Origin of the sequence: Brevundimonas sp., from assembly GCF_024711105.1 — a bacterium.
GTDB lineage: Bacteria > Pseudomonadota > Alphaproteobacteria > Caulobacterales > Caulobacteraceae > Brevundimonas.
The window spans coordinates 25366-45752 of record NZ_JANJTL010000139.1 but is presented as its reverse complement, the minus strand read 5'-3'; the positions used below and the strand labels follow the sequence as shown (position 1 = coordinate 45752).

Genomic DNA, 20387 nt, shown 5'->3' with positions numbered 1-20387 from the left:
TAACATGTTACGGCCTCACCTCCCCTTCGCCGGAGCGACGGCCAGCACGGGAAGATCGAGCGTCCGGGACGCTGAGCCCGCCGTAACGAACCGCCGACCCAGGAACACCCGGATCAGCCCCGCGCAAAGCGCAGTGAAGGCCGCGAACAGGAAAGCCAGTATCAGCACCGGCCGCTTCAGGCTGGAGCCGCGCTGCGGCGGCTCCGCCGGCGCAATGACCCGGATGCTGTCGGCGCCGCGGCGCGCCAGATCGGCCGAGGCGCTGGACTGGGCCTGGCGGGAGGTGAAATCACGGTAGGTGTTCGACAAAACCTCGCGCTCGACGGCCAAGGCGCCGTTGCGAGACTCAAGCTGGGTCAGCTGCGCCTGCCGATCATTAAGGGTGTCGAGTTGGCGCGTCAGGGCCGCGTGCCTCGCCGCCAGCGAATCCCGCTCGGCCTGGGCGCGCACGCGATCCATCTCAAGTTCCTGCCAGACGGGATTGGGGCCCATCCGCATTTCGCGCACGCCCGACGCCGAGCCGCCGCTCACGAAGGATTCCAGCTGCGCGATCTGCGCGTCGAGGTCGCGCACCGGCTGGGCGTCCGGCTGGTAGCGGCCGAGTAGCGCCTCCCGGTCGGACCGCAAGGTCAGCAGCCGTTCCTGCGCGGACAGGTTCAGGTCCTGGTAAAGCGGGACCTCCGCCGGGACGGCCTCCATCTGCTGGCGCAGCGTGGCCAGCCGGCCGTCGGCCGACCGCAGCTGGGCTTCGATCGACAGGCGCTCGTTGAAGACGCTGGTATAGGACGCCTGCACCGCGCCGCGTTCGGTGGCGAAGTCGCCAATGTCGTTATTGGCCAGAAAGTCTTCGTAAGCCGCGTCGGCGCTATCCAACTGCCGCTCGATCGCGTCGCGCTGCTGGGCCAGCAGCGGCGTGGTCGTGTCGCGGAACACCTCGCGCCGATAATCGAGATAGGTCGCGACGACCTGGTTCAGGACGGCGGCGGCCGTCTGCGGGTCCTCGTGCTCGTAGGACAGTTGCACCACGCCGGTGTCGGGCGCCGTGCCGATCTCCAGGTTGCGGCCGAGCGCCAGGGCGGCCGCGCGGTCCTGATCCTGCTGCGAGCCTCTGGCGTTGTCGCCGAGGATGGCCTCGGCGCCCATCTGGCTGACCACCCGCTGGTGCAGCGCCGCGCTGCCCAGGATAGCCGCCTCGGCCTGGACCACGTCGGTGGTGTCCGGGATCGCGCCCCGCGCCGCGTCACCGGCGCGCGGTTCATAGACATAGTCCTGGGACAGCTGGACCAGGACGCTGGAATAGGCCGTGTAGGTCTTGGGCATGCCGAGGGCGATCAGCGCGCCGACGGCGAAAATGACGGCGAAGACGATGATGATCATCAGCCGCTCGCGCCACAGCAGGGTCGCCATGTCGTCGAGGCCGTAACGCGGGCGCGCGCCCCATCCGAGCCGGGCCGATCCGGCCGATTCGTATACGCCTGGGTGGCCCCGATACGCCATGAATCCGGCCGACTCGCATTAGTTAACGACAGCCAACATCGGACCGCGGCGTTAACCGCTGGTTACGCATTGGCCGGGAACCTGAGCCCATGAGTCTGGATCGCCGCGCCCTCCTCCTCGCCCTCGCCGGATCGACCCTGTCGGCCTGCGGCATGGCCGGGGGCGGGTCGCGCTTTCCGCGCCCCGGGGACTGGCGCCGGGACGCGACGACACCTGAAGGCTACAGCCCGGGCTTCCGCGACATCGACTTCGCGGATTGGTCCGACGCAGAGCCCGAGTACCTGCTCTATCCGGGTGACCAGATCGACGTGCGCACCCCCACGGCGCCGGAGCTGAACCAGTCGCTGACGGTGGGGCCCGACGGCCGGGTGACGATGCCGCTGGTGGGTCAGTTCATGGCGGCGGATCGGACCCTGCACGAGCTGGAGGCCGAACTGGTTGCGGCCTACACCCCGATCCTGCGCCGGCCGGAGGTGGAGGTGGTGCTGCGTCAGGCCGGGCCGCTCAAGGTCTGGGTGGACGGAGAGGTTCGCAATCCCGGCGTCTACGACATGCCTGGGGACATCGACGTGCACCAGGCTGTCATCCTGGCCGGCGGTTTCCTGCCATCGGCGCGGCGCGACGAGGTCGGCCTGATCCGGCGCGGTCCGGGCGGTTCGCGCATGATGCGGCGGGTGGACCTCTCGGGCCGGGACCGCCAGCACGTGGCGGTGCGCCGCATGGACGTCGTCTATGTGCCCCGCACCACGCTCGCCGAGGTTGCGGTCTTCTTCAGCCAGATCCGCGAAGCCATGCCGATCGGCTTCAACTACACCATCGGCGGGCAGTACCAGCAGTTCTAGGCGGGCTCAGGCCCGCAGCGCGCTCACGCCCTGGTCCAGCCAGCGGCGGGCGGCGCGCTGGGCTTCGGCGACGTCCTCGCGGTCCATCTCCTGCGACAGCTCCTTGCGGTACAGTCGCGCCTCGACCGAGCCCTTCATGGCGGCGAGGTTGAAGATCATGTGGGCCGAAACCAGGTCCATGGGCGCGCCGCCCTGGCCGGTCGAGTACATCAGGCCGAGCTTGAACAGGTCGTCGCCCGACATTTCCGGGCTCGGCAGGGGCAGGCTTTCAGCCGCTTCCATCTGCAGTTCCATCACCAGGTCCTCCGTGGGCGCCGTTCTGGGCCCCTCCCTTGGTGACGCGATCAAAACGCCGTCGGACTGAAGTTAAAGTTAATGTCGAACGGACTCTGAAATCTTTTCTGTAAAGGGAAAATGAATACTCAAACGGCTCTTAACTCGACCGACATTTTACCTTAAGGACGCGTTTACCCGTCGCGTTGTCCGAACAGGACGCGCCGAGCCTTCTCCGCCTCGACGCCGGAGCCCGCGAGGTTTCCGCGGCGTTCGTTTCCCACCTTCATTCCGCGTTCGACGGCCGGCCGCTGGCCGATCCGCTCGAACCAGGCCTTCAGCCGGGGAGTGCGCGCCAGATCCTGTCCCTGCCGCGCATGGGGAACGATCCACGGCCAGATGGCCATGTCCGCGATCGAATAGTCGCCCGCGACGTAGTCACGATCGGCCAGGCGCTTCTCAAGCACGCCGTAGAGCCTGCGCGCCTCGTCGGTATAGCGCCGCACGCCATAGGCCAGATGCCGCTGGTCCGCGACGATCGCCCGCGCATACTGCCGGAAGTGGTGCGTCTGACCGGCCATGGGTCCCAGTCCCCCTACCTGCCAGAACAGCCACTGATCGACCTCCGCCCGCTCGCGCGCCGACTGCGGGTAGAACAGCCCGCTCCGTCGGCCCAGGTGCTGGAGGATCGCGCCGGATTCGAAGATGGACAGCGGCTCACCGTCAGGGCCGTCGGGATCGACGATGGCTGGCATCCGCCCGTTCGGGCTGATCGCCTTGAAGGCGGGATCGAACTGCTCGCCCGCGCCGATGTTCACGAACTTCACCTCATAGGGCAGCCCCATCTCCTCGAGCGCGATGGAGATTTTCCAGCCGTTCGGCGTGGGCCAGTAATGAAGTTCGATCGGTCGGGTCATGAGGAGCCTCCTGCGGTCCCCCCAGATGGGGACCCGATGAGCCGACGCAACGCCAACCTGACCGACGTGTTCAGGTCGAGTTCATGATGAAGGCCTGACCGTGGCGCCATCGGCGGACGGCTCTCCGATCCGCCAGACTGCTGATCGGAGCACACTCATGAAGACCCTGTTCAAGGCCGGCGTCATCGCCATCGCCCTGGCCAGCGCGACCGTGCCGACCCTCACCCAAGCCCAGAGCCGCGGCGACTGGGACCGTCGCGGTGATCGCCGCGACGACCGCCGGGATGATCGGTGGGACCGCCGCGACGACCGCCGGGATGATCGGTGGGACCGCCGCGATGATCGCCGGGATGATCGGTGGGATCGACGCGACGACCGCCGGGACGACCGCTGGGACCGTCGTGACGACCGCCGGGACCGCTGGGAGCGCCGCGACGGCTGGTGGCGCGGCCGCTCGGACTTCCGCGACTACCGCGGCCGCCGCAACGGGTACTACTACGCGCCCGGCTACGGCTACTACAACGTCGCCCCGAGCTACTACGGGCGGTCCTGGCGGCGGGGCCACACGGTGCCGCAGGCCTATCGCCGCTACGTCGTTCATGACCCCTACTTCTACCGGCTGCGCCCGGCGCCGCGCGGCCACCAGTGGATTTACTTGGACAACGACCTGGTCCTGATCGCCGTCGCCACCGGCGTCATCGCGGACATCGTGTTCGACGTCTTCTAGGCGTAACCAGCTTCCCAGCCTCCGGCCCCGCGGTTCGCCGCGGGGCTTTTTTCTTGTGCGCGCCCTGTCGTCGGCGACATGGTTCAGGCACGGTTCATCGACAGGGCTCCACCGTCACACCAGGGCCGGATCATCCGGCTGTCGGGAACAAGAAGATGAAACGCGTCCTTCTCATCACCACGGCGCTGCTGACGGCGGCTGCGCCGATGAGCCAGGCTTTCGCCTCGGCCAGCGCCGTCACCCAGGAGGTCGACGAGCGCGACCTCGCCCAGGGACCGCGTGACCGCGGTCGCCGGCCCCAGCCGGACAATCCGAGCCCTCCGCCCCAGCCCCCCACGCCGCCCCAGCCCGATCGTCCCAGCGGGGGCGGCGACCGTGGCGACCGTGGCGGCGGTGATCGTGGTGGCGGTGGAGACCGTGGCGGCGGCGGCTCCGGCGGTGGCTGGGATCGCGGCGGCGGCGGTGGCCGAGGTGGCGGTGATCGTGGCGGTGGCGGCTCCGGCGGTGGCTGGGATCGTGGCGGCGGCGGTGACCGTGGCGGTGGAGACCGCGGCGGCGGCGATCGTGGCGGTGGTGACCGTGGCGGTGGCGGATTTCTGGATCGCTGGACCGACGGCCAGCTCCCCGGTGGTAGCGGCCGTGACGGCCGCGACGGTCGCGGTGGCGGCGGTTGGGATCGCGATGGCCGAGATGGCCGCGACGGTCGCGGCGGCGGCTGGGATCGTGGCGGCCGAGATGGCCGAGGTGGCTGGGATCGCGACGGTCGCGGCGGTTGGGGGCGCGGCGATCAGGATCGTGAGGACTTCCGCCGGCGCTGGGACAGAAACAGCTGGCGTCGCGGCTGGGATAGCCGTCACCGCAGCGACTGGTGGCGGAACAACAGCTGGTTCCGAAACTATTCGGGCTTCCGCCTGAACTTCTATTTCGCTCCGGGCTACGGGTACTACAGCGTGCCTCGCCAGTACTGGAACCGCCAGTGGCGCGTCGGCGAGTACCTGCCGACCTACTTCTGGCGTTACGTGGTCCAGGACTACAGCTGGTACGGCCTGCCCTACCCGCCCTATGGCTGCCAGTGGGTCTATGTGAACAACGACATCCTGCTGGTCGACATGCGCGACGGCTACATCATCGATGTCGTCTACCGCGTCTGGACCTGGTAGCGCCTGACGGGGCCGGTCTCCGGACCGGCCCCTTCGTCTAACCCCGGCGCGCCGGCGCGTGGGCCAGCCTGAGCAGGTTGGCTGCGCCCGGCGCGCCGAAGGGCGTTCCGGCCAGGATGAGGATGCGCTGGCCCGGCTGGGCCAAGCCCGCCTCGACCGCGTGGCGCACGGCCTCCTCGGTCACGTCTTCCATGCTCGATGGCTGGCGGCCAAGTCGGGGTTCCAGCCCCCACACCAGGGCCAGCCGCCGCGCCGTGTCCGGCGAGGGCGTGAGCGCGATCACGGGCTGCAGCGGCCGCTCGCGCGCCATGCGGCGGGCCGTGCCGCCCAGGGTCGTGAACACGACGATGCAGGCCGTCGAGGCAGCGTCAGCGGCTTTGCGCGCCGCCGCCACGAGAGCGTCGGCGTCGACGTCGTCCATGCCGGCGTGCTCAGCGTCCATCAGCCTCGGCCAGCGCGGATCACGCTCTACCCGCTCGATGATGCGGTCCATCACCTGCACGGCCTCGAGCGGATACTGGCCAGCGGCCGTCTCGGCAGACAGCATGACAGCGTCCGCGCCCTCGTAGACGGCGTTCGCCACGTCCGAGGCCTCTGCGCGTGTGGGCGTCGGCTGGGTGGTCATGGACTCCAACATCTGGGTGGCCACGATGGCAGGCACGCCACGGTTCCGGGCGGCCCGCAGGATGGCCTTCTGCGCGACCGGCACCTCCTCGGGCGGGCATTCCACCCCAAGGTCGCCGCGCGCCACCATCAGGCCGTCGGAATAGTCGAGGATGGCCTCGAGATCATCGAGCGCCGCCGGCTTCTCGATCTTGGCCAGGCAGGCCGCGCGGCCGGCCACCAGCTTCTTCAGTTCCGCCATGTCTTCGGCGCGCTGCACGAACGACAGGGCCACCCAGTCCACGCCTTGGCGCAGGGCGAAGGCGAGATCCTCGAGATCCTTCGGCGTCAGGGCCGAGATCGGGATGGTGCCGCCCGGCACGGCCACGCCCTTTCGGTCCGACAGACGGCTGCCCGCCTCGACCACGGTGTCGGCGAAGTCGGCGCCGGCCGTTTCAACCCGCAGACGCACCTTGCCATCGTCGAGCAGCAAGAGAGCATCGGGCTTCAGCGCCGCGAAGATCTCAGGATGCGGCATGCCGACACGCGAAGCGTCGCCGGGCGTAGTGTCGAGATCCAGCCGGATGCGATGCCCCGCCTCCACCTCGATGGCCCCGTCGGCGAACTTGCCCAGCCTGAGCTTGGGGCCCTGCAGGTCCGCCAGCACGCCCAACGGCCGGCGGATGGTCAGCTCGGCCCCCCGGATCGCCTTCAGCGCCGCAGCGTGATCCTCGTGCGATCCGTGGCTGAAATTCAGGCGAAAGACATCGACGCCCGCGCGCGCCAGCGTCTTGATCATCCCTGGCTCCCGGCTGGCGGGGCCGATGGTGGCGACGATCCGGGCGCGCCTGGCGCGTGTCATGGGCGTTCCGTTCGCGAATCCGGGAGGGACCGTCCCGGTTTAGCCCCAACGCCCCACCCCTTCAAAGGGTGGCGAACGATCTGGTGCGAACGGTGGGACTCGAACCCACACTCCCGAGGGATGCGGATTTTAAGTCCGCTGCGTCTACCGGTTCCGCCACGTTCGCGCGGTCTGTCAGACTACTCCGCCGCAGGCGCCGCGCGGAAGTCCACGTCCGAGTTGGCGATCAGCCACAGCAGCGCCGCCCAGGCGGCGACGTTCTGGTCGAGGTTCTCCGGGTCGACCCGGTCCAGGACGTCATCGGCCGTGTGGTGGAAGTTGAAGTAGTCGGACCCGTCCTGCGCCAGCCGGAAGGACGGCACGCCCGCCTGGTTCAGCGGCACCGTGTCCGGCCCGCCGCCGCGCGCGGGGGTCGCGTCCCAGACCACGCCCAACGGGGTCAGCACGCGCATCGCCGCGCGCTGGAAGTCACTGTTGGCCGCCACCTCCGGGAGCGAGAGGGCATAGACCGGCCCGGCGCCGAAGTCGCTTTCGCTGGCGACCACATGGTTCTCGATCTCGCCGTCCTGCGACCGGGCGTAGGCGAAGGCGCCCGACAGCCCCTGCCCGCCCGGCTGGCTGACTTCCTCCGAGCCCCACCAGACCACGCGGATGGTCCGGCGCGGCCGCTCGGGCAGCTGGTTGATCATGTGCAGCGCCGCGGTGGTGATGGCGACGCCCGCCGCATCGTCGATGGTGCCGGTGCCCAGGTCCCAGCTGTCGAGGTGGCCGCCGATGACGATGACCTCCTCGCCGGCCTCGGTCCCGCGCACCTCGGCGATGACGTTCTGCGAGCGGCCCGACGGCTCGACCGACACCTGCGAGAACAGCCGCAGGCGCAACGGCTCCCCGCCGATCTCCTGGATACGGCGGATCTGGTCGGCGTCCGGCGGACTGATGGCGAAGGACGGGATCGGCGTGTCCGACCAGCGCGTCGCGCCGGCGTGGGCGAAGCGATGGTCGTGCGTGCCCAGCGAGCGCAGCACAAAGCCGACCGCGCCGCGATTGGCCGCCTCGACGGGACCCGAGCCCCGTATCGGCGAGGTCGCGCCATAGCCGCGCCCGTCCTGGGCGCGGATGGTGTCCTGGAGCACCACGGCGATCTTGCCGGTCAGCGAGCCCGGCGCAGCGTCCAGCAGGTCCTGGTAGGTCTCGAAGACCACCGCCTCGGCCTCGATGCCGTCCGCGGGCGTGGCGGGCGATCCGCCGAGCGCGGTGGCGACGAGAGGCTGGCGCCAGGCACCGACGATCTCGACGCGCTCGGCCTGACGCCGCCAGACCGCCAGCGGAAAGTCCTGGATGGCCACGTTCGAGAGCCCCAGCGACGCCAGGTAATCCGAGCCCCATTCCGCCGCGCGGCGTTCCGCCTCCGTGCCCGCCAGGCGCGGCCCGAAGCGGGTGGTGATCTGCTCGACCACCGAATAGGCGATCGTGCCTTCCTCCATCGCCCGGTCGCGCAGGGCCTCCGCAGTGCGGATCGTCTCCGCGTCCTGGGCCAGGGCCGAGCCCCCTCCCGAACTGAGGACGACGGCCGCGAGCGCGGCGCGGAACAGGCGGGCGGATGCGATCACAGGGGCGACTCCAGAAACAGCCGGAGCGGAACCTATGCCTTGCCGGCCCCGATGCAAGGCGTCCGTCAGCTTTCATGGTCTTGCGTCGCCGGCGCGGCTTTGCCCTAATCGCGTTCGGCTGATCGGGAGGTGAAGATGCTTCGGGGCGTCCTGGCCGTGGCTCTGGCGATCATCTTCGCCGGCTTGCCACCACTCCATGCCGCGCGCGCGCAGCAGGCGAGCTTCGCGGACTGGGCCGTGGTGGTCGTGGCCGCCGACTGGCGCTCCAGTCAGGGCGCGCCGATCGAGGCCTTCGAGAACGCCCGCCGCGACCTCTCCGCCGCCTTCGCCGAGGCCGGCTTCGCGCCTCACAACATCACCGACCTGTCGCTGCGGCCCGACGCCGAGGGCCGGGCCATGGCGGCGACGGCCGCCTTCGAGGCGATCGGCCGGCAAACCTCGACAGCCACAGGCGGCTGCCTGCTCTATTTCACTTCGCACGGATCTCCGGCCGGGATTGTCTTCGGCGCGGACGGGACGATGCCGCCACAGATGATGGACCAACTCGTGGATCGCTGGTGCGGCGCCCGGCCGACCGTAGTGGTGGTGTCCGCCTGCTACTCTGGCGTCTTCGTGCCGGCGCTGGCCGCGCCGAACCGGATGATCATGACGGCGGCCAAGCGGGACCGATCCTCCTTCGGCTGCTCGGAGGACGCGACCCATCCCTATTTCGACGGCTGCGTGCTCGAAGCCATGGATTCGGCGACCGACTTCATGGCCCTGTCGAGCCTCGCGCGCGCCTGTGTCTCCAGACGCGAACGCGAGGAAGGCCTTCGCCCCCCCTCCGAGCCCCAGACATGGATTGGCTCGGAGATGCAGCTGCTGCTGCCGTTCCTGAGCTTCGAACGCCCGGCCTGATCACTTCCCACTAGTCGGGGCCGAGCGGAACATATAAGGAACATCTGCCCCAGGAGAGGAGCGCGCCATGCCCACCGGACAGTGCCATTGCGGAGCGATCCGCTACGAAATGCCGGCCGAGCCGATCTATCACGCGCTGTGCCATTGCTCGGACTGTCGCCGCGCCACCGGTGCGCCCACGGTCGCCTGGGCTCTGGCCCCGAAGGACGCGGTCACCATCCAGGGCGACGCCAAGGTCTACGCCTCTTCGGAACACGCCCGTCGGCACTTCTGCGGCCAGTGCGGCTCCAGCCTCTTCTACACCAATGAGGTCGTCTTCCCCGGCATGATCGACGTCCAGACCGCCACCCTCGACGACCCCGACATCATCCCGCTCGGCCTCCAGGTCCAGGTCGCCGAACGCATCGGCTGGATGGCCCACGCGCACGAGCTGCCGGCGTTCGAGCGCTACCCAGCCGCGCCCTGATCCAGCTTCCGGATCGTCACCGTCAGCCGCTCGCGCTCCCCTTCCCGGCGCTCGACCAGGAGGCGCGCCACCTGGGCGTCGTCGTGGAAGACATGCTTCTTGACCCCGTCCAGCACCGCCTTGGCGATGTTGTCGAGGTCGATGTGCGGGGGCTCGCCGATGTGCTCCATGACGATCTCGACCGAGTGGTCGCCCCAGCCGGGCCGTGAGCCGCGCCAGTCCTTGCGGAAGAACTCGTAGAGCAGGACCTTGTAGTACTTCGGCTGGGTGGTGAGCCCGTCGACGGTCAGCTCGAAGACGCCGCCGCGCTCGCGCGCCCGCACCTTGCCCGATCCCGTCCAGCCCTGATCCACGCGCGCGCCTTGTCTGACTTGGCCCGCGTGCTACACCCCGCGCCGACCTCCCGCCAGCTTCCGGCCTGACATGACCCGCACCACCCGCACCGAGACCGACACCTTTGGCCCCATCGAGGTGGACGCCTCCCGCTACTGGGGCGCCCAGGCGCAGCGGTCGCTCGGCAACTTCAAGATCGGCTGGGAGAAGCAGCCCCTGCCGATCGTGCGCGCGCTGGGCGTCGTCAAGCGCGCCGCGGCGGAGACCAACATGGCGCTGGGCCGACTCGACCCGTCCATCGGCCAGGCCATCATCAAGGCCGCCGACGAGGTCATCGAGGGCAAGCTCAACGACCACTTCCCGCTGGTCGTCTGGCAGACGGGCTCAGGCACCCAGTCGAACATGAACGCCAATGAGGTGATCTCGAACCGCGCCATCGAGATCCTGGGCGGCGAGATGGGCTCCAAGTCGCCGGTCCACCCGAACGACCACGTCAACATGAGCCAGTCGTCGAACGACACCTATCCGACGGCCATGCACGTGGCCTGCGCGGAGGAGATCGTCCATCGCCTGCTGCCGGCGCTGAGCAAGCTCGGCAATGCTCTCAACGACAAGGCCGAGGCCTGGAAGCACATCATCAAGATCGGCCGGACCCACACCCAGGACGCCACGCCGCTGACGCTGGGCCAGGAGTTCTCGGGCTATGCCGCCCAGGTGCGCTACGGCATCGAACGCATCGAACAGACCCTGCCCCGCCTGATGGAGCTGGCCCAGGGCGGCACCGCCGTCGGCACCGGCCTGAACGCCCCCATCGGCTTCGCTGAGGGCGTCGCCGACAAGATCGCCCAGATCACCGGCCTGCCCTTCAAGACTGCCCCGAACAAGTTCGAGGCCCTGGCCGCCCACGACGCCATGGTCTTCAGCCACGGCGCGATCAACACGGTCGCCGCCAGCCTGTTCAAGATCGCCAACGACATCCGCTTCCTCGGCTCGGGGCCCCGCTCCGGCCTGGGCGAGCTGGCCCTGCCCGAGAACGAGCCGGGCTCGTCGATCATGCCGGGCAAGGTCAATCCGACCCAGTCCGAAGCCCTGACCCAGGTCTGCGTCCAGGTGTTCGGCAACCACGCCGCCGTCACCTTCGCGGGCAGCCAGGGGCACTTCGAGCTGAACGTCTTCAATCCGGTGATGGCCTACAACTTCCTGCAGTCGGTGCGCCTGCTGGCCGACGCGGCGGTCAGCTTCACCGACAACTGCGTCGTCGGCATCGAGCCGCGCGAGGACAACATCAGGCGCGGTCTCGAGAACTCGCTGATGCTGGTCACCGCGCTGAACGGCAAGCTCGGCTACGACGCTTGCGCCAAGATCGCCAAGACCGCCCACAAGAATGGCACCACCCTGCGCGAAGAGGCCGTCGGCGGCGGCTACCTCACCGACGCCGAGTTCGACGAGGCGGTGCGCCCGGAGAAGATGATCGGTCCGTCCTAGGCCCTCGCCAGCACCATGAGGTCGCTGTCGTTATAGCTGGGGACCGGCGTGGTCTCGGCGGCGACGGCGGCGCCGAGGCGCTCGAAGCCTTCCTCGATCTCGGCCTCGGTCAGGTGTTCGAAGGTGGAGATGGCGCGGTGGCTCAGGCGCTCGGCGGTCTCGGCCAGGCTGGCCGACATCGGCTCGCGCACGCGCACCATCTGGATCGGCTTCAACCCGACGGGCGCGAAGGCCGCCTCGACTTCCGAAGTCGTGGGGAACATCGTCAGTTCGATGTCGCGGGCGCGCGGGAAGTAACGGTGCCAGTCGATGTCAGGCATCCGGTCGCTGAAGACCCCGCGGATGAACAGCCGGCCTCCCGGCCTCAGCACTCGGTCAATCTCGCGCGCGGCGGCGGCCCGGTCACGGACGTGCTGGTAGGACAGCATCATCAGGACGAGGTCCACGCTGTCATCGGCCAGCGGGATCGCCTCGGCCTGCCCGGCCAGGTAACGGACACCCGGATGCGCCGCCTCCACCTCGGCGACGGCGCGCATCCGGTCGGAGGGCTCGACCCCCGTCGCGCTCCCGAAGGTCTGCGCCAGCGCGGGGGTCAGCCGCCCGACGCCCGAACCCAGGTCGAGCACATCAAGCGGCCGTTGCGGCGGCGCATGCTCGGCGAACGTCCGCATCCACAGTTCGCGTGCGGCGTCCGGCATCCGGCGGCCCCGCGCATAGCCGACATGCTGGCGATCGTCGTAGTCCACGGGCGATAAGGTCATGCCCGACTTATGCGCGAGGCGCCCGTGGCCGGAAAGGGGCTAAGCCGCTTACTGCTTGTCCTGCCAGCGTTCCTTGGCCTCGTCCTCGGTGAGGTTGAGGTGGACGTGTTCGTCGATGTGATCGACCCAGCTCACCGGAATCATCCGGTGCTTGAACCCCGTCTCCAGGTCCATCTTGGCCAATTCGATCTGGCCGTCCTTGACGTGGTCGACACGGCCGACGCGGTGACCGTCCGAGGCGATGACGTCCATGTGTTCGCGGATGAATTCGGTGACGACCAAGGCGGCCTCCAGACGTTGGGATTGCTCGTCACCGAAAACGGCGACGCCGCTCCATTCGTTCCGGACAGATGGCGTCCTCTGCGCTAGGCTGAGGCCATGGCCGAGATCATCAATCTGAACCGCGCCCGCAAGCAGCGCGATCGGGTCGCCGGCAAGGTCATGGCCGCCGAGAACCGCGCCGCGCACGGGCGTTCCAAGGCCGCGCGCGATCAAGCTCGCCTGGAAGCTGAGCGCCAGACGCGCCAATTGAATGGCGCGCGCCGGGACGGCCAGGGCCGGCTCGGCGACGATCCGCCGAGCCAGGACTAATCAGCGGCTCCTACTGGAAGTCGGTTTCGTCAGAGCCGCCGGAACGGTGGAGAGGCCGAGCCGTTCGGCCACGACCAGGGGCCTCTCTCGGACGCGCACCTGGACTGGCTGGCCGGCTCCGTTGCTCAGCCAGATCAGCGACCCGTCGATGTCGCGCTCGATATACAGGATGCGGTCGAGCGCCACCAACACTGGCTGATTGGTCCCGGCGATCGACTCGAGATGGGTGAGCTTGACAAAGTTGGCGGTCATGATTTGTCCCCGACGCCGCCTCGGCTGCCTGCCGGGCGGTCTCACCAAACATGATGCCCCAATCCTGGCGGAGTGGCTATGCGCTGATGATGACACCGTGTCCGGGGCGACTAGGGGGTGGGACGGCTCGAACGCCCGGGGGAGTCTAGGCCGTCTTCGGCGCCCGGATCAGCAGGATCTGCCCCGCCAGCACCAGCAGCAGGCCCAGCGCCGCTTCCCAGCCGAAGCGGGCTCCCTCGAACACGACCGAGACCAGCATCGCCACCGGCGGAGTGAGCGCCGAGATGTAGGACGCCAGCGCGTATCCCTTCGCCCGCGCCAGGGCGAAGTAGAGGGCGAAGGCGATCACCGAGCCGAACAGTGACAGATAGAGCAGGGAGCCGATGTAGCTGAGCGTCGGATCGAATGACCATTCGATCCCCGTCGCGAGGCCGTAGATCGCCACCAGCGCCGCGCCGTAGCCCATGGCCCAGGCCAGGGCGGGCAGCACCGGCGCGCCCTCCTTCTGCGCCTTCCACGCGGCCAGGTTGCCGGCCGCGGCGATGACCATGGCGATGAGTGCGATGACCAGGCCGAACACGGCCTCGGGGCTGGCGTCGGTCCGCCTCAGCTCGGCGATGAACAGCGCGGCCACCCCCAGAACGCCCAGCGCAGCGCCTAGCCAGGCGCGCCACGAAGCTCTCTGCCCCAGCAGTAGGCGGAACAGGACCAGATTGGCGAAGGCCAGGCCGGCGAAGATGACCGCGACCACCGCCGAGGCCACGTGCCGCTCGGCCTCGTAGACCATGGAATACTGGATCGAGAAGGTCAGCACCCCCTGGCCGAACACCGCCAGATGCTGGGTCCGGGTCAGGCCGATCTTGTGGCCCCGCATCAGGCAGAAGACGAACAGCGTCAGCGAGGCCAGCGCGAACCGGTAGGTCACCGACGCCACCGGGTCGGCCGCCGGAAGCTGCAACGTGATCGCGTACCAGGTCGTGCCCCAGATGACGCTGCAGATGAGGACGGACGACAGCGCCTTCACGTCCACCGGACGCTGCGGGGGGATCACGGGCGCGGTCACGTCAGGCGAATCCGGTGAAGCTCGGGAGGAAGCGCCGACTATCACGCAGGCCGGGCGCCCGCGCCTCACATCTTGCGCCGGAATGCTTCAGGCGGCGCGCAGCTTCAGCCCGGCCCGCACCTCGGCCGGCACCGACCGATAGACGGCCGGCCGGCGGATCTTGAGCCGCTTGCGCGCCTGGTCCAGCGGCTCGGCGAACAGGGCCTCGTAGTCCTGCGCCGGCAGCCATTCCGCCGACTTGCCATGGCGCCACGCCTCGAGCACCGCGCGCCGCGCCGGGACCGACCGCGCCTCGCGCCGGATTTCCTGGGCCGCGCCGAAGCCGATGAAGGCGAAGCCCAGGCTCCTGGTCTGGGCGTGCGAGAAGCTGACCACGCACGCCTCGCCCAGCGCATCGCGCCCGTAGCCGGTCAGGACGTGCCAGATGTCATGCACGTCGCGCATCCGGCGCGCGTACCAGGCGTAGAGGTTCTTGGCCTCGATCTCCTTGCGGACCTCGCGGCTCTGCATGGCCAGGCCCTCGGCCGACAGCCCCTCGCCGCGCATGAACTCGCGATAGGCCGCGCCCACCGTGCCCTCGGCGAACTGGTCCAGCCACGCCGCGTCGTTCAGCCGCTCGTTCAGCTCGATCCGCTCATAGGCCAGCCGAGCGCCGCCTGGTGTCTTCAGCAGCCGATTCAGCCCCCACGGCACCGAGGAGCCGGTCAGGGCCTCCATGATCTCGAAGACCTGGGTGGTGTCTTCCTTGTCCGCGATCAGCCGCCGAAAGGCGCGCAAGGCGCGCAGCGGCTCCAGCGGGCGGCCGCCGTTGACGTAGGTGTGGTCGGCGGCGGGATCGAGCGTCGTCATCAGGCGTGGCGTCCGGCGAAAGCCGCGCCATACTAGCCGACCATGGGTCAGTTTCAAGAATGAACGGACTACGCAAGCGCTCGCTCACCCTGGCCGGCCACGCCACCTCGGTGGCGCTGGAGCCTGAGTTCTGGGCCGTACTCGAACGCATGGCCGCCGCGCGCGGACTGTCCCTCGCCGCCCTCGTCGCCGGCCTCGACGCCGGCCGCGGCGAACGACCGCTCGCGTCGGCCTGCCGCGTGGCGGCGCTGGAGTGGAAGCCCGATTGACTCCCTACGGCCAAGGTTCATGGTGAACGTCCAGGCGGAGGCGTCGCCATGAATGACAAGCTCACTCTTTCGGCCATCGTCCTGGGCGTCCTGCTGGCGCTGGGACTGGGTATCGGCGGCTTCTTCATTGGACAGGGCGTGGTCAACGCCCGCGTCGGCGACCGGGCCGTCACGGTGCGCGGCCTGGCCGAGCGTGACGTGCTCGCCGACATCGCTGTTCTCCCTCTACGGATCACCGCATCGGGCGACGTGCTGTCCGAGGTCCAGGCCCAGATCGACCGCGACACGGCGACCGTCCGCGCCTTCCTGCAGGCCCAGGGCTACCGCGCCGAGGACATCGACCTCGGCCGGCTGGAGGTCACCGACGTCCTGGCCCGCGAATACCGGCCGGACAACGTCACCGCCCGCTTCATCCTCGCCCAGACCGTGGTCGTCCGGACCAGCGACGTCGCCCGCGTCCAGGCCACCAGCCGAGCGCTGGGCGAACTGGTCCGTCAGGGCGTGGTGCTCCAGGACTTCCGCGGACCGTCCTACTTCTTCACTGGCCTGAACGAGGTGCGCCCCTCGATGATCGCCGAGGCCACGGCCAGCGCCCGCTCCGGCGCCGAGCAGTTCGCCCGCGATTCCGGAACCAGCTTGGGGCCCATCAAGCAGGCCACTCAGGGCTCGTTCGAAATCCTGCCCCGCGACCCCAGCGTCGACGGCGATGAGACCGCCTCGGTCAACAAGCGCATCCGTGTGGTGACGACCATCACCTATCGGCTGCGTTAGGTCGGTCCGGGAACGGGCACGGTCGGCGGATCGGGGGTCGGCGTCGGCCCCGGCGGAATGGGTGGCTCCGGCAGTTCGACGGGCGGCACGGTCAGGTCCGCGTCCTCGGTCCGTTCGACAGTCCGGTTGGCCAGAACGCAGACGATGGCGGCCACCGCCAGCAGCAGGGCCGCGCCCAGAACCACCGTCCAGTTACTCACGCTTCCGCGTCGCGCCATCGTGTCCGCCTTCCACAGTCTCGCTTGACGGAACGGGACTTCGGCTTGGCGGTTCCGCCCAGGCCGCGCGCGCTAACGCCTTGGCCCGGGCGCGTGTGCTACTTATGTTCTCCTGATTCAGCCTCCGCTTGCACAAGGCCTACGTGTCCCAGCCGCCTGCCCTCAAGGTCTCCGATCTCGCCCGCGCCGACGGGCCGCGCGCGGCCGACTATCTGGACGGCCTGAATCCCGAGCAGTGCGCCGCCGTCGAGGCGGTCGAGGGCCCGGTGCTGGTCCTCGCCGGCGCCGGCACGGGCAAGACCCGCGTGCTCACCACCCGGCTCGCGCACATCCTGGCCATGGGCAAGGCGCGGCCCTGGGACCTCCTGGCCGTCACCTTCACCAACAAGGCCGCGCGCGAGATGCGCGAGCGGATCACCCACCTTATCGGCCCCTCGGCCGAGGGCCTGCGCTGGCTCGGCACCTTCCACTCCATCGCGGCCCAGATCCTGCGCCGCCACGCCGAACTGGTAGGGCTGAAGTCCAGCTTCACCATCCTCGACACCGACGACCAGGAGCGCCTGCTGAAACAGGTGCTGGAGGCAGAGAACGTCGACACCAAGCGCTGGTCGCCGCGCGCCCTGGCCGGCCTTGTCGACCACTGGAAGAACCGCGGCTGGACGCCCGAGCGCCTGCCGGCCACCGAGGACTTCGCCAACGGCAAGGCCCAGACGCTGTACCGCCTCTATCAGGACCGGCTGCGCACCCTGAACGCCTGCGACTTCGGCGACCTGTTGCTGCACAATCTCACGATCTTCTCCAAACACGCTGACGTGCTTGAGGAATATCACCGCCGCTTCCGCTACATCCTGGTCGACGAGTACCAGGACACCAACGTCGCCCAGTACCTCTGGCTGCGCCTGCTGGCGGCCCCGCGCGACGGTCACGCGGCCAACATCTGCGTGGTCGGCGACGACGATCAGTCGATCTACGGCTGGCGCGGCGCCGAGGTGGACAACATCCTGCGCTTCGAGCGCGACTTCCCGGGCGCCAAGGTCGTCCGGCTGGAGCGCAACTACCGCTCGACCTCGCATATCCTGGGCGCGGCCTCCGGCCTCATCAGCGCCAACCGCGGCCGCCTGGGCAAGACGCTGTGGACCGAGGCCCAGGGCGGCGAAAAGGTCCGCGTGACCGGCGTCTGGGACGGCGAGGCCGAAAGCCGGCTGATCGCCGACGAGATCGAGCGCCTGCGCCGCGACGGCCGCCGCTACAAGGACATGGCCATCCTGGTCCGCGCAGCCTTCCAGATGCGCTCCTTCGAAGAGCGCTTCGTGATGCTGGCCATCCCCTACAGCGTCGTGGGCGGCCCCCGCTTCTTCGAGCGCGCCGAGATCCGCGACGCCCACGCCTACATGCGACTGATCCAGTCGGACGCCGACGACCTGGCCTTCGAACGCATCGTCAACACTCCGAAACGTGGCCTGGGCGACACCTCGGTCCAGCGCATCCTGCAGATCGCCCGCCTCGGCGGCGTGCCGGCGATGACCGCCGCGCGCGAGCTGATCCTGACCGACGAGCTGACGGCGCGGGCCCGCACCTCGCTGGCCAACTTCATCCGCGACGTCGACCGCTGGCGCGACATGCTGCCCACCACGCCCCACGCTCAGCTCGCCGAGGTCGTGCTGGAGGAGAGCGGCTACACCGACATGCAGCGCGCCGACCGCGCCACCGGTCAGACCCGCCTCGACAACCTCAAGGAGCTGGTCCAGTCGATGGCCCAGTTCGACACCCTGACCGCCTATCTGGAGCACGTCTCCCTGGTCATGGACCTCGACCGGGGCTCGGGCGAGGACGCCGTCCAGGTCATGACGCTGCACGCCGCCAAGGGGCTGGAGTTCCCGGTCGTCTTCCTGCCCGGCTGGGAGGAAGGCGTCTTCCCGTCCCAGCGCTCTATCGACGAGAAGGGCGAAAAGGGCCTCGAGGAAGAACGCCGCCTCGCCTACGTCGGCGTCACCCGGGCGCGCGAGGAGGCCCGCGTCTTCTTCGCCGCCAACCGATTGGTCTATGGTCGTTGGACCACCCAGCTGCCGAGCCGCTTCGTCGACGAACTGCCGCTCGACCACGTCGAGACCTCGTCGGAGACCGGCTATTTCGGCGGCTCGCCGCACCTAGCCGAGGCGCGCTCCCGCTTCGACGACGCGCCCATCTTCTCCGGCGGCTACGCCTCGCCCGGCTGGCGCCGCGGCCAGGCCTTCACCGCCCGCCAACCCGCCTCCACCCCACGCGAACGTATGGCGCGAAACGCCGTCATCGAAGGCGAAGGCCGCCTCGTCGCCGCCTCCGTCGGCGCTTCGGCCTATTCCCGTGGCGACCGCGTCTTCCACCAGAAGTTCGGCTACGGCCAGGTCCGCTCCATCGAGGGCAACAAGCTGACCGTCAGCTTCGACAAGGCCGGCGAGAAGCGCGTGATCGACAGCTTCGTGGAACGGGCCTGATCGGCCTAACACCGTTATCGACTCCTCGCCGAAAACGCGCCAAGCTTGGCCGTTCAACCGAGCGGGGAGGCTCGATTCCATGCGTCCTATTCACCTGATTTCCATCGCCGCCGTCGCGGCCGCCTCGCTGGGCCTGTCGGCTTGTGAAGTGTCCTACAGCACCGGCGAAGACGCCGCGTCGGCTGAGGACACCGCTACCGACGCCGCCGAGGAAGGCGCCGCCGAGGAAGGCATGACCGAAGAAGACTACGCCGCCGGAGACGAATACGCCGCTGAGGAGTCCGAGGGCGGCGAGGAAGAAGCGCCTTAGGCTGCCTGAACTCCCCCATCGAAGCGGGTGTCTTCGACACCCCTCCGCCCTCCCCCGTCACCCCGGACGCGAGCGCAGCGAGCGATCCGGGGCCTAAGCTGGATTGGGCCGCGTGCGCTTGGGTCCCGGCTCTTCGGCCCTGCGGGCCTGCGGCCGGGATGACGCGAGATGCGGGTGTTTTGGAGAAAATCCCCACCCCAAACCCCCGCCCCTGAAAACAGGCGCACACTCCTTGTCGTCCCCGCCGCATGGGGAGGCGCCAGGATCCAGGCTCCGAAGCGGCGGCGGGGATCGGTCGAGCGGGTCTGAACCGCCTTAGCTATCGGCCGGCTGCAAGACCCCTGGGCTGGTGCGCCTTGCTTCAAGGACGTTCCTGGCCCTCGCGGTAGAGGCCGGCACGCGGGCGGTGACTGTCCGGGATAAGCCCGGAGCCCTGGAGGCGCCTGTGCCTCCAGCCCGTCGCGGGCCGAGTTGGCTGTAGGGGGGCGAACCGGGTCCGACCAAGCCCGGCGAGGTAGGGTCCTCGCCAGGGTCCCGGCGATGAGCCCAGATAACAGTCCGCTCGCGTGAACCGACCGAGGCGGAGCATGGCTCAAGGCCGAAAACACACCCGCGTCCTACGGCGAAAGCACGGACGCACACACGGTTCCGGGCCAAAGGCCCTGCTCCGCCCGCCTCCCCACACCCTCCGAGCGAAAGCCGGAGAGCGATCCGGCGTATCCGTCACCCCGGACACGGCGCAGCCGTGATCCGGGGCCTAAGCTCGATGTCGACGCGGCATTTAGGTCCCGGCTCTGCGCGCGGCGCGCGCCGGCCGGGATGACGATGGAGGGAGCAGCTGCCGCCCGGTTTGGTTGCCCCTCCTTAAGGTTTACGGCCCAAGCTGCCGTCTCGAATCGTGGAGCGCGTTCATGCCCATGCCCGTCGAGGCGCTGGAAGCCTGCCTGAGAGAGGCCTTTCCGGACGCCGAGATCGAGATCCAGGATCTCGCCGGCGACGGCGACCACTACCGCGCGCGCATCGCCTCGGACGCCTTCAAGGGCCTGCCGCGGGTTCGCCAGCACCAGCTCGTCTACGCCGCCCTCGGCGGCCGCATGGGGGGCGAACTGCACGCCCTCGCCCTCGAAACCCGTCCCCTGACCTGAGAGCCTGATCCC

25 protein-coding genes and 1 tRNA gene are annotated in these 20387 nt (G+C 69.2%); 12 read left to right on the top strand and 14 right to left on the bottom strand.

The features are described from left to right. Window positions 1–15 precede the first annotated feature (15 nt). On the bottom strand, window positions 16–1497 hold the full coding sequence (locus Q0M60_RS10805) for a Wzz/FepE/Etk N-terminal domain-containing protein (RefSeq protein ID WP_296819174.1): 1482 nt from the start codon (window positions 1495–1497) through the stop codon (window positions 16–18). Window positions 1498–1586: 89 nt separating this feature from the next. Between Q0M60_RS10805 and Q0M60_RS10800 the strand changes: the two genes are divergently transcribed. Next, window positions 1587–2339 (top strand): polysaccharide biosynthesis/export family protein, encoded by a 753-nt coding sequence (locus Q0M60_RS10800; protein WP_296819171.1) that lies wholly within the window; start codon window positions 1587–1589, stop codon window positions 2337–2339. A gap of 6 nt (window positions 2340–2345) precedes the next feature. On the opposite strand, the gene Q0M60_RS10795 is transcribed toward Q0M60_RS10800, so the two are convergent. Next, window positions 2346–2633, bottom strand: a complete 288-nt coding sequence (locus tag Q0M60_RS10795) for a sel1 repeat family protein (RefSeq protein ID WP_296819223.1) — start codon at window positions 2631–2633, stop codon at window positions 2346–2348. A 173-nt stretch (window positions 2634–2806) separates the two neighbouring features. Continuing rightward, the gene (locus Q0M60_RS10790) at window positions 2807–3529 is read right to left on the bottom strand and encodes a glutathione S-transferase N-terminal domain-containing protein (RefSeq protein WP_296819169.1); all 723 of its coding nucleotides are present in this window, start codon (window positions 3527–3529) and stop codon (window positions 2807–2809) included. A gap of 157 nt (window positions 3530–3686) precedes the next feature. Here Q0M60_RS10790 and Q0M60_RS10785 point away from each other — a divergent pair, with 157 nt between their 5' ends. Then, window positions 3687–4256 carry an RcnB family protein gene (locus Q0M60_RS10785; protein WP_296819167.1) on the top strand — a complete coding sequence of 190 codons (570 nt, stop codon included), beginning with the start codon at window positions 3687–3689 and terminating at the stop codon, window positions 4254–4256. A gap of 83 nt (window positions 4257–4339) precedes the next feature. On the opposite strand, the gene Q0M60_RS10780 is transcribed toward Q0M60_RS10785, so the two are convergent. Beyond that, window positions 4340–5113, bottom strand: coding sequence for a hypothetical protein (locus Q0M60_RS10780; protein WP_296819165.1), 774 nt, complete (start codon window positions 5111–5113; stop codon window positions 4340–4342). 93 nt (window positions 5114–5206) lie between these two features. On the opposite strand from Q0M60_RS10780, the gene Q0M60_RS10775 reads away from it, so the two are divergent. Continuing rightward, complete coding sequence (locus Q0M60_RS10775) at window positions 5207–5416, top strand: RcnB family protein (protein ID WP_296819163.1); 210 nt, start codon at window positions 5207–5209, stop codon at window positions 5414–5416. A 37-nt stretch (window positions 5417–5453) separates the two neighbouring features. Here Q0M60_RS10775 and pyk read toward each other — a convergent pair whose 3' ends face one another. From pyk to Q0M60_RS10760, 3 genes are all read right to left on the bottom strand, one after another. Then, complete coding sequence (gene pyk / locus Q0M60_RS10770) at window positions 5454–6881, bottom strand: pyruvate kinase (protein WP_296819160.1); 1428 nt, start codon at window positions 6879–6881, stop codon at window positions 5454–5456. A gap of 81 nt (window positions 6882–6962) precedes the next feature. Next, window positions 6963–7047: transfer RNA gene (locus tag Q0M60_RS10765), tRNA-Leu, on the bottom strand. Window positions 7048–7060: 13 nt separating this feature from the next. Continuing rightward, window positions 7061–8491 carry a M20/M25/M40 family metallo-hydrolase gene (locus Q0M60_RS10760; RefSeq protein ID WP_296819158.1) on the bottom strand — a complete coding sequence of 477 codons (1431 nt, stop codon included), beginning with the start codon at window positions 8489–8491 and terminating at the stop codon, window positions 7061–7063. A gap of 135 nt (window positions 8492–8626) precedes the next feature. On the opposite strand from Q0M60_RS10760, the gene Q0M60_RS10755 reads away from it, so the two are divergent. Continuing rightward, window positions 8627–9388, top strand: a complete 762-nt coding sequence (locus tag Q0M60_RS10755) for a C13 family peptidase (RefSeq protein ID WP_296819155.1) — start codon at window positions 8627–8629, stop codon at window positions 9386–9388. A 67-nt stretch (window positions 9389–9455) separates the two neighbouring features. Next, entirely contained in the window at window positions 9456–9854 is a 399-nt protein-coding gene (locus tag Q0M60_RS10750; RefSeq protein WP_296819153.1) for a GFA family protein, read from the top strand. On the opposite strand, the gene Q0M60_RS10745 is transcribed toward Q0M60_RS10750, so the two are convergent. Further along, entirely contained in the window at window positions 9836–10207 is a 372-nt protein-coding gene (locus Q0M60_RS10745) for a RusA family crossover junction endodeoxyribonuclease (RefSeq protein ID WP_296819151.1), read from the bottom strand. The genes Q0M60_RS10750 and Q0M60_RS10745 overlap by 19 nt on opposite strands. A gap of 70 nt (window positions 10208–10277) precedes the next feature. On the opposite strand from Q0M60_RS10745, the gene fumC reads away from it, so the two are divergent. Then, window positions 10278–11672: a class II fumarate hydratase gene (gene fumC, locus Q0M60_RS10740; protein ID WP_296819148.1), complete on the top strand. Its 1395-nt coding sequence runs from the start codon at window positions 10278–10280 to the stop codon at window positions 11670–11672. Here the strand turns inward: fumC and Q0M60_RS10735 are convergent. Then, window positions 11669–12433: a class I SAM-dependent methyltransferase gene (locus Q0M60_RS10735; protein ID WP_296819146.1), complete on the bottom strand. Its 765-nt coding sequence runs from the start codon at window positions 12431–12433 to the stop codon at window positions 11669–11671. The genes fumC and Q0M60_RS10735 overlap by 4 nt on opposite strands. A gap of 48 nt (window positions 12434–12481) precedes the next feature. Then, window positions 12482–12685 carry a DUF2171 domain-containing protein gene (locus tag Q0M60_RS10730; RefSeq protein WP_296819220.1) on the bottom strand — a complete coding sequence of 68 codons (204 nt, stop codon included), beginning with the start codon at window positions 12683–12685 and terminating at the stop codon, window positions 12482–12484. A 126-nt stretch (window positions 12686–12811) separates the two neighbouring features. Here Q0M60_RS10730 and Q0M60_RS10725 point away from each other — a divergent pair, with 126 nt between their 5' ends. After that, complete coding sequence (locus Q0M60_RS10725) at window positions 12812–13024, top strand: DUF4169 family protein (RefSeq protein ID WP_296819144.1); 213 nt, start codon at window positions 12812–12814, stop codon at window positions 13022–13024. Here the strand turns inward: Q0M60_RS10725 and Q0M60_RS10720 are convergent, their stop codons facing one another. The 3 genes from Q0M60_RS10720 to Q0M60_RS10710 form a co-directional block, all read right to left on the bottom strand. Then, complete coding sequence (locus Q0M60_RS10720; RefSeq protein ID WP_296819142.1) at window positions 13025–13276, bottom strand: hypothetical protein; 252 nt, start codon at window positions 13274–13276, stop codon at window positions 13025–13027. Window positions 13277–13421: 145 nt separating this feature from the next. Continuing rightward, window positions 13422–14339 (bottom strand): EamA family transporter, encoded by a 918-nt coding sequence (locus Q0M60_RS10715; RefSeq protein ID WP_296819140.1) that lies wholly within the window; start codon window positions 14337–14339, stop codon window positions 13422–13424. Window positions 14340–14426: 87 nt separating this feature from the next. Beyond that, window positions 14427–15188: a Coq4 family protein gene (locus Q0M60_RS10710; RefSeq protein ID WP_296819138.1), complete on the bottom strand. Its 762-nt coding sequence runs from the start codon at window positions 15186–15188 to the stop codon at window positions 14427–14429. Between the two features lie 59 nt (window positions 15189–15247). Here Q0M60_RS10710 and Q0M60_RS10705 point away from each other — a divergent pair, with 59 nt between their 5' ends. Next, entirely contained in the window at window positions 15248–15457 is a 210-nt protein-coding gene (locus Q0M60_RS10705; RefSeq protein ID WP_296819136.1) for a ribbon-helix-helix domain-containing protein, read from the top strand. Window positions 15458–15505: 48 nt separating this feature from the next. Next, window positions 15506–16228: an SIMPL domain-containing protein gene (locus Q0M60_RS10700; protein WP_296819134.1), complete on the top strand. Its 723-nt coding sequence runs from the start codon at window positions 15506–15508 to the stop codon at window positions 16226–16228. On the opposite strand, the gene Q0M60_RS10695 is transcribed toward Q0M60_RS10700, so the two are convergent. Next, complete coding sequence (locus Q0M60_RS10695) at window positions 16225–16428, bottom strand: hypothetical protein (RefSeq protein ID WP_296819131.1); 204 nt, start codon at window positions 16426–16428, stop codon at window positions 16225–16227. The genes Q0M60_RS10700 and Q0M60_RS10695 overlap by 4 nt on opposite strands. A gap of 161 nt (window positions 16429–16589) precedes the next feature. Between Q0M60_RS10695 and Q0M60_RS10690 the strand changes: the two genes are divergently transcribed. The 3 genes from Q0M60_RS10690 (at window position 16590) to Q0M60_RS10680 (ending at window position 20375) form a co-directional block, all read left to right on the top strand. Next, window positions 16590–18920 carry a DUF3553 domain-containing protein gene (locus Q0M60_RS10690; RefSeq protein WP_296819128.1) on the top strand — a complete coding sequence of 777 codons (2331 nt, stop codon included), beginning with the start codon at window positions 16590–16592 and terminating at the stop codon, window positions 18918–18920. A gap of 79 nt (window positions 18921–18999) precedes the next feature. Then, on the top strand, window positions 19000–19230 hold the full coding sequence (locus Q0M60_RS10685; RefSeq protein ID WP_296819126.1) for a hypothetical protein: 231 nt from the start codon (window positions 19000–19002) through the stop codon (window positions 19228–19230). Window positions 19231–20141: 911 nt separating this feature from the next. Then, entirely contained in the window at window positions 20142–20375 is a 234-nt protein-coding gene (locus Q0M60_RS10680; protein ID WP_296819124.1) for a BolA family transcriptional regulator, read from the top strand. The last annotated feature ends 12 nt before the right edge of the window (window positions 20376–20387 follow it).

Excerpts from the sequence above, each read along its gene's own strand:
- pyk (WP_296819160.1), bottom strand. The coding sequence starts at position 6,881 with ATGACACGCGCCAGGCGCGCCCGGATCGTCGCCACCATCGGCCCCGCC.
- Q0M60_RS10805 (WP_296819174.1), bottom strand. The coding sequence starts at position 1,497 with ATGGCGTATCGGGGCCACCCAGGCGTATACGAATCGGCCGGATCGGCC.
- Q0M60_RS10800 (WP_296819171.1), top strand. The coding sequence starts at position 1,587 with ATGAGTCTGGATCGCCGCGCCCTCCTCCTCGCCCTCGCCGGATCGACC.
- Q0M60_RS10735 (WP_296819146.1), bottom strand. The coding sequence starts at position 12,433 with ATGACCTTATCGCCCGTGGACTACGACGATCGCCAGCATGTCGGCTAT.
- Q0M60_RS10795 (WP_296819223.1), bottom strand. The coding sequence starts at position 2,633 with ATGGAACTGCAGATGGAAGCGGCTGAAAGCCTGCCCCTGCCGAGCCCG.
- Q0M60_RS10710 (WP_296819138.1), bottom strand. The coding sequence starts at position 15,188 with ATGACGACGCTCGATCCCGCCGCCGACCACACCTACGTCAACGGCGGC.
- fumC (WP_296819148.1), top strand. The coding sequence starts at position 10,278 with ATGACCCGCACCACCCGCACCGAGACCGACACCTTTGGCCCCATCGAG.
- Q0M60_RS10730 (WP_296819220.1), bottom strand. The coding sequence starts at position 12,685 with ATGGACGTCATCGCCTCGGACGGTCACCGCGTCGGCCGTGTCGACCAC.
- Q0M60_RS10790 (WP_296819169.1), bottom strand. The coding sequence starts at position 3,529 with ATGACCCGACCGATCGAACTTCATTACTGGCCCACGCCGAACGGCTGG.
- Q0M60_RS10685 (WP_296819126.1), top strand. The coding sequence starts at position 19,000 with ATGCGTCCTATTCACCTGATTTCCATCGCCGCCGTCGCGGCCGCCTCG.
- Q0M60_RS10755 (WP_296819155.1), top strand. The coding sequence starts at position 8,627 with ATGCTTCGGGGCGTCCTGGCCGTGGCTCTGGCGATCATCTTCGCCGGC.
- Q0M60_RS10750 (WP_296819153.1), top strand. The coding sequence starts at position 9,456 with ATGCCCACCGGACAGTGCCATTGCGGAGCGATCCGCTACGAAATGCCG.
- Q0M60_RS10680 (WP_296819124.1), top strand. The coding sequence starts at position 20,142 with ATGCCCATGCCCGTCGAGGCGCTGGAAGCCTGCCTGAGAGAGGCCTTT.
- Q0M60_RS10705 (WP_296819136.1), top strand. The coding sequence starts at position 15,248 with ATGAACGGACTACGCAAGCGCTCGCTCACCCTGGCCGGCCACGCCACC.
- Q0M60_RS10785 (WP_296819167.1), top strand. The coding sequence starts at position 3,687 with ATGAAGACCCTGTTCAAGGCCGGCGTCATCGCCATCGCCCTGGCCAGC.
- Q0M60_RS10700 (WP_296819134.1), top strand. The coding sequence starts at position 15,506 with ATGAATGACAAGCTCACTCTTTCGGCCATCGTCCTGGGCGTCCTGCTG.
- Q0M60_RS10720 (WP_296819142.1), bottom strand. The coding sequence starts at position 13,276 with ATGACCGCCAACTTTGTCAAGCTCACCCATCTCGAGTCGATCGCCGGG.
- Q0M60_RS10725 (WP_296819144.1), top strand. The coding sequence starts at position 12,812 with ATGGCCGAGATCATCAATCTGAACCGCGCCCGCAAGCAGCGCGATCGG.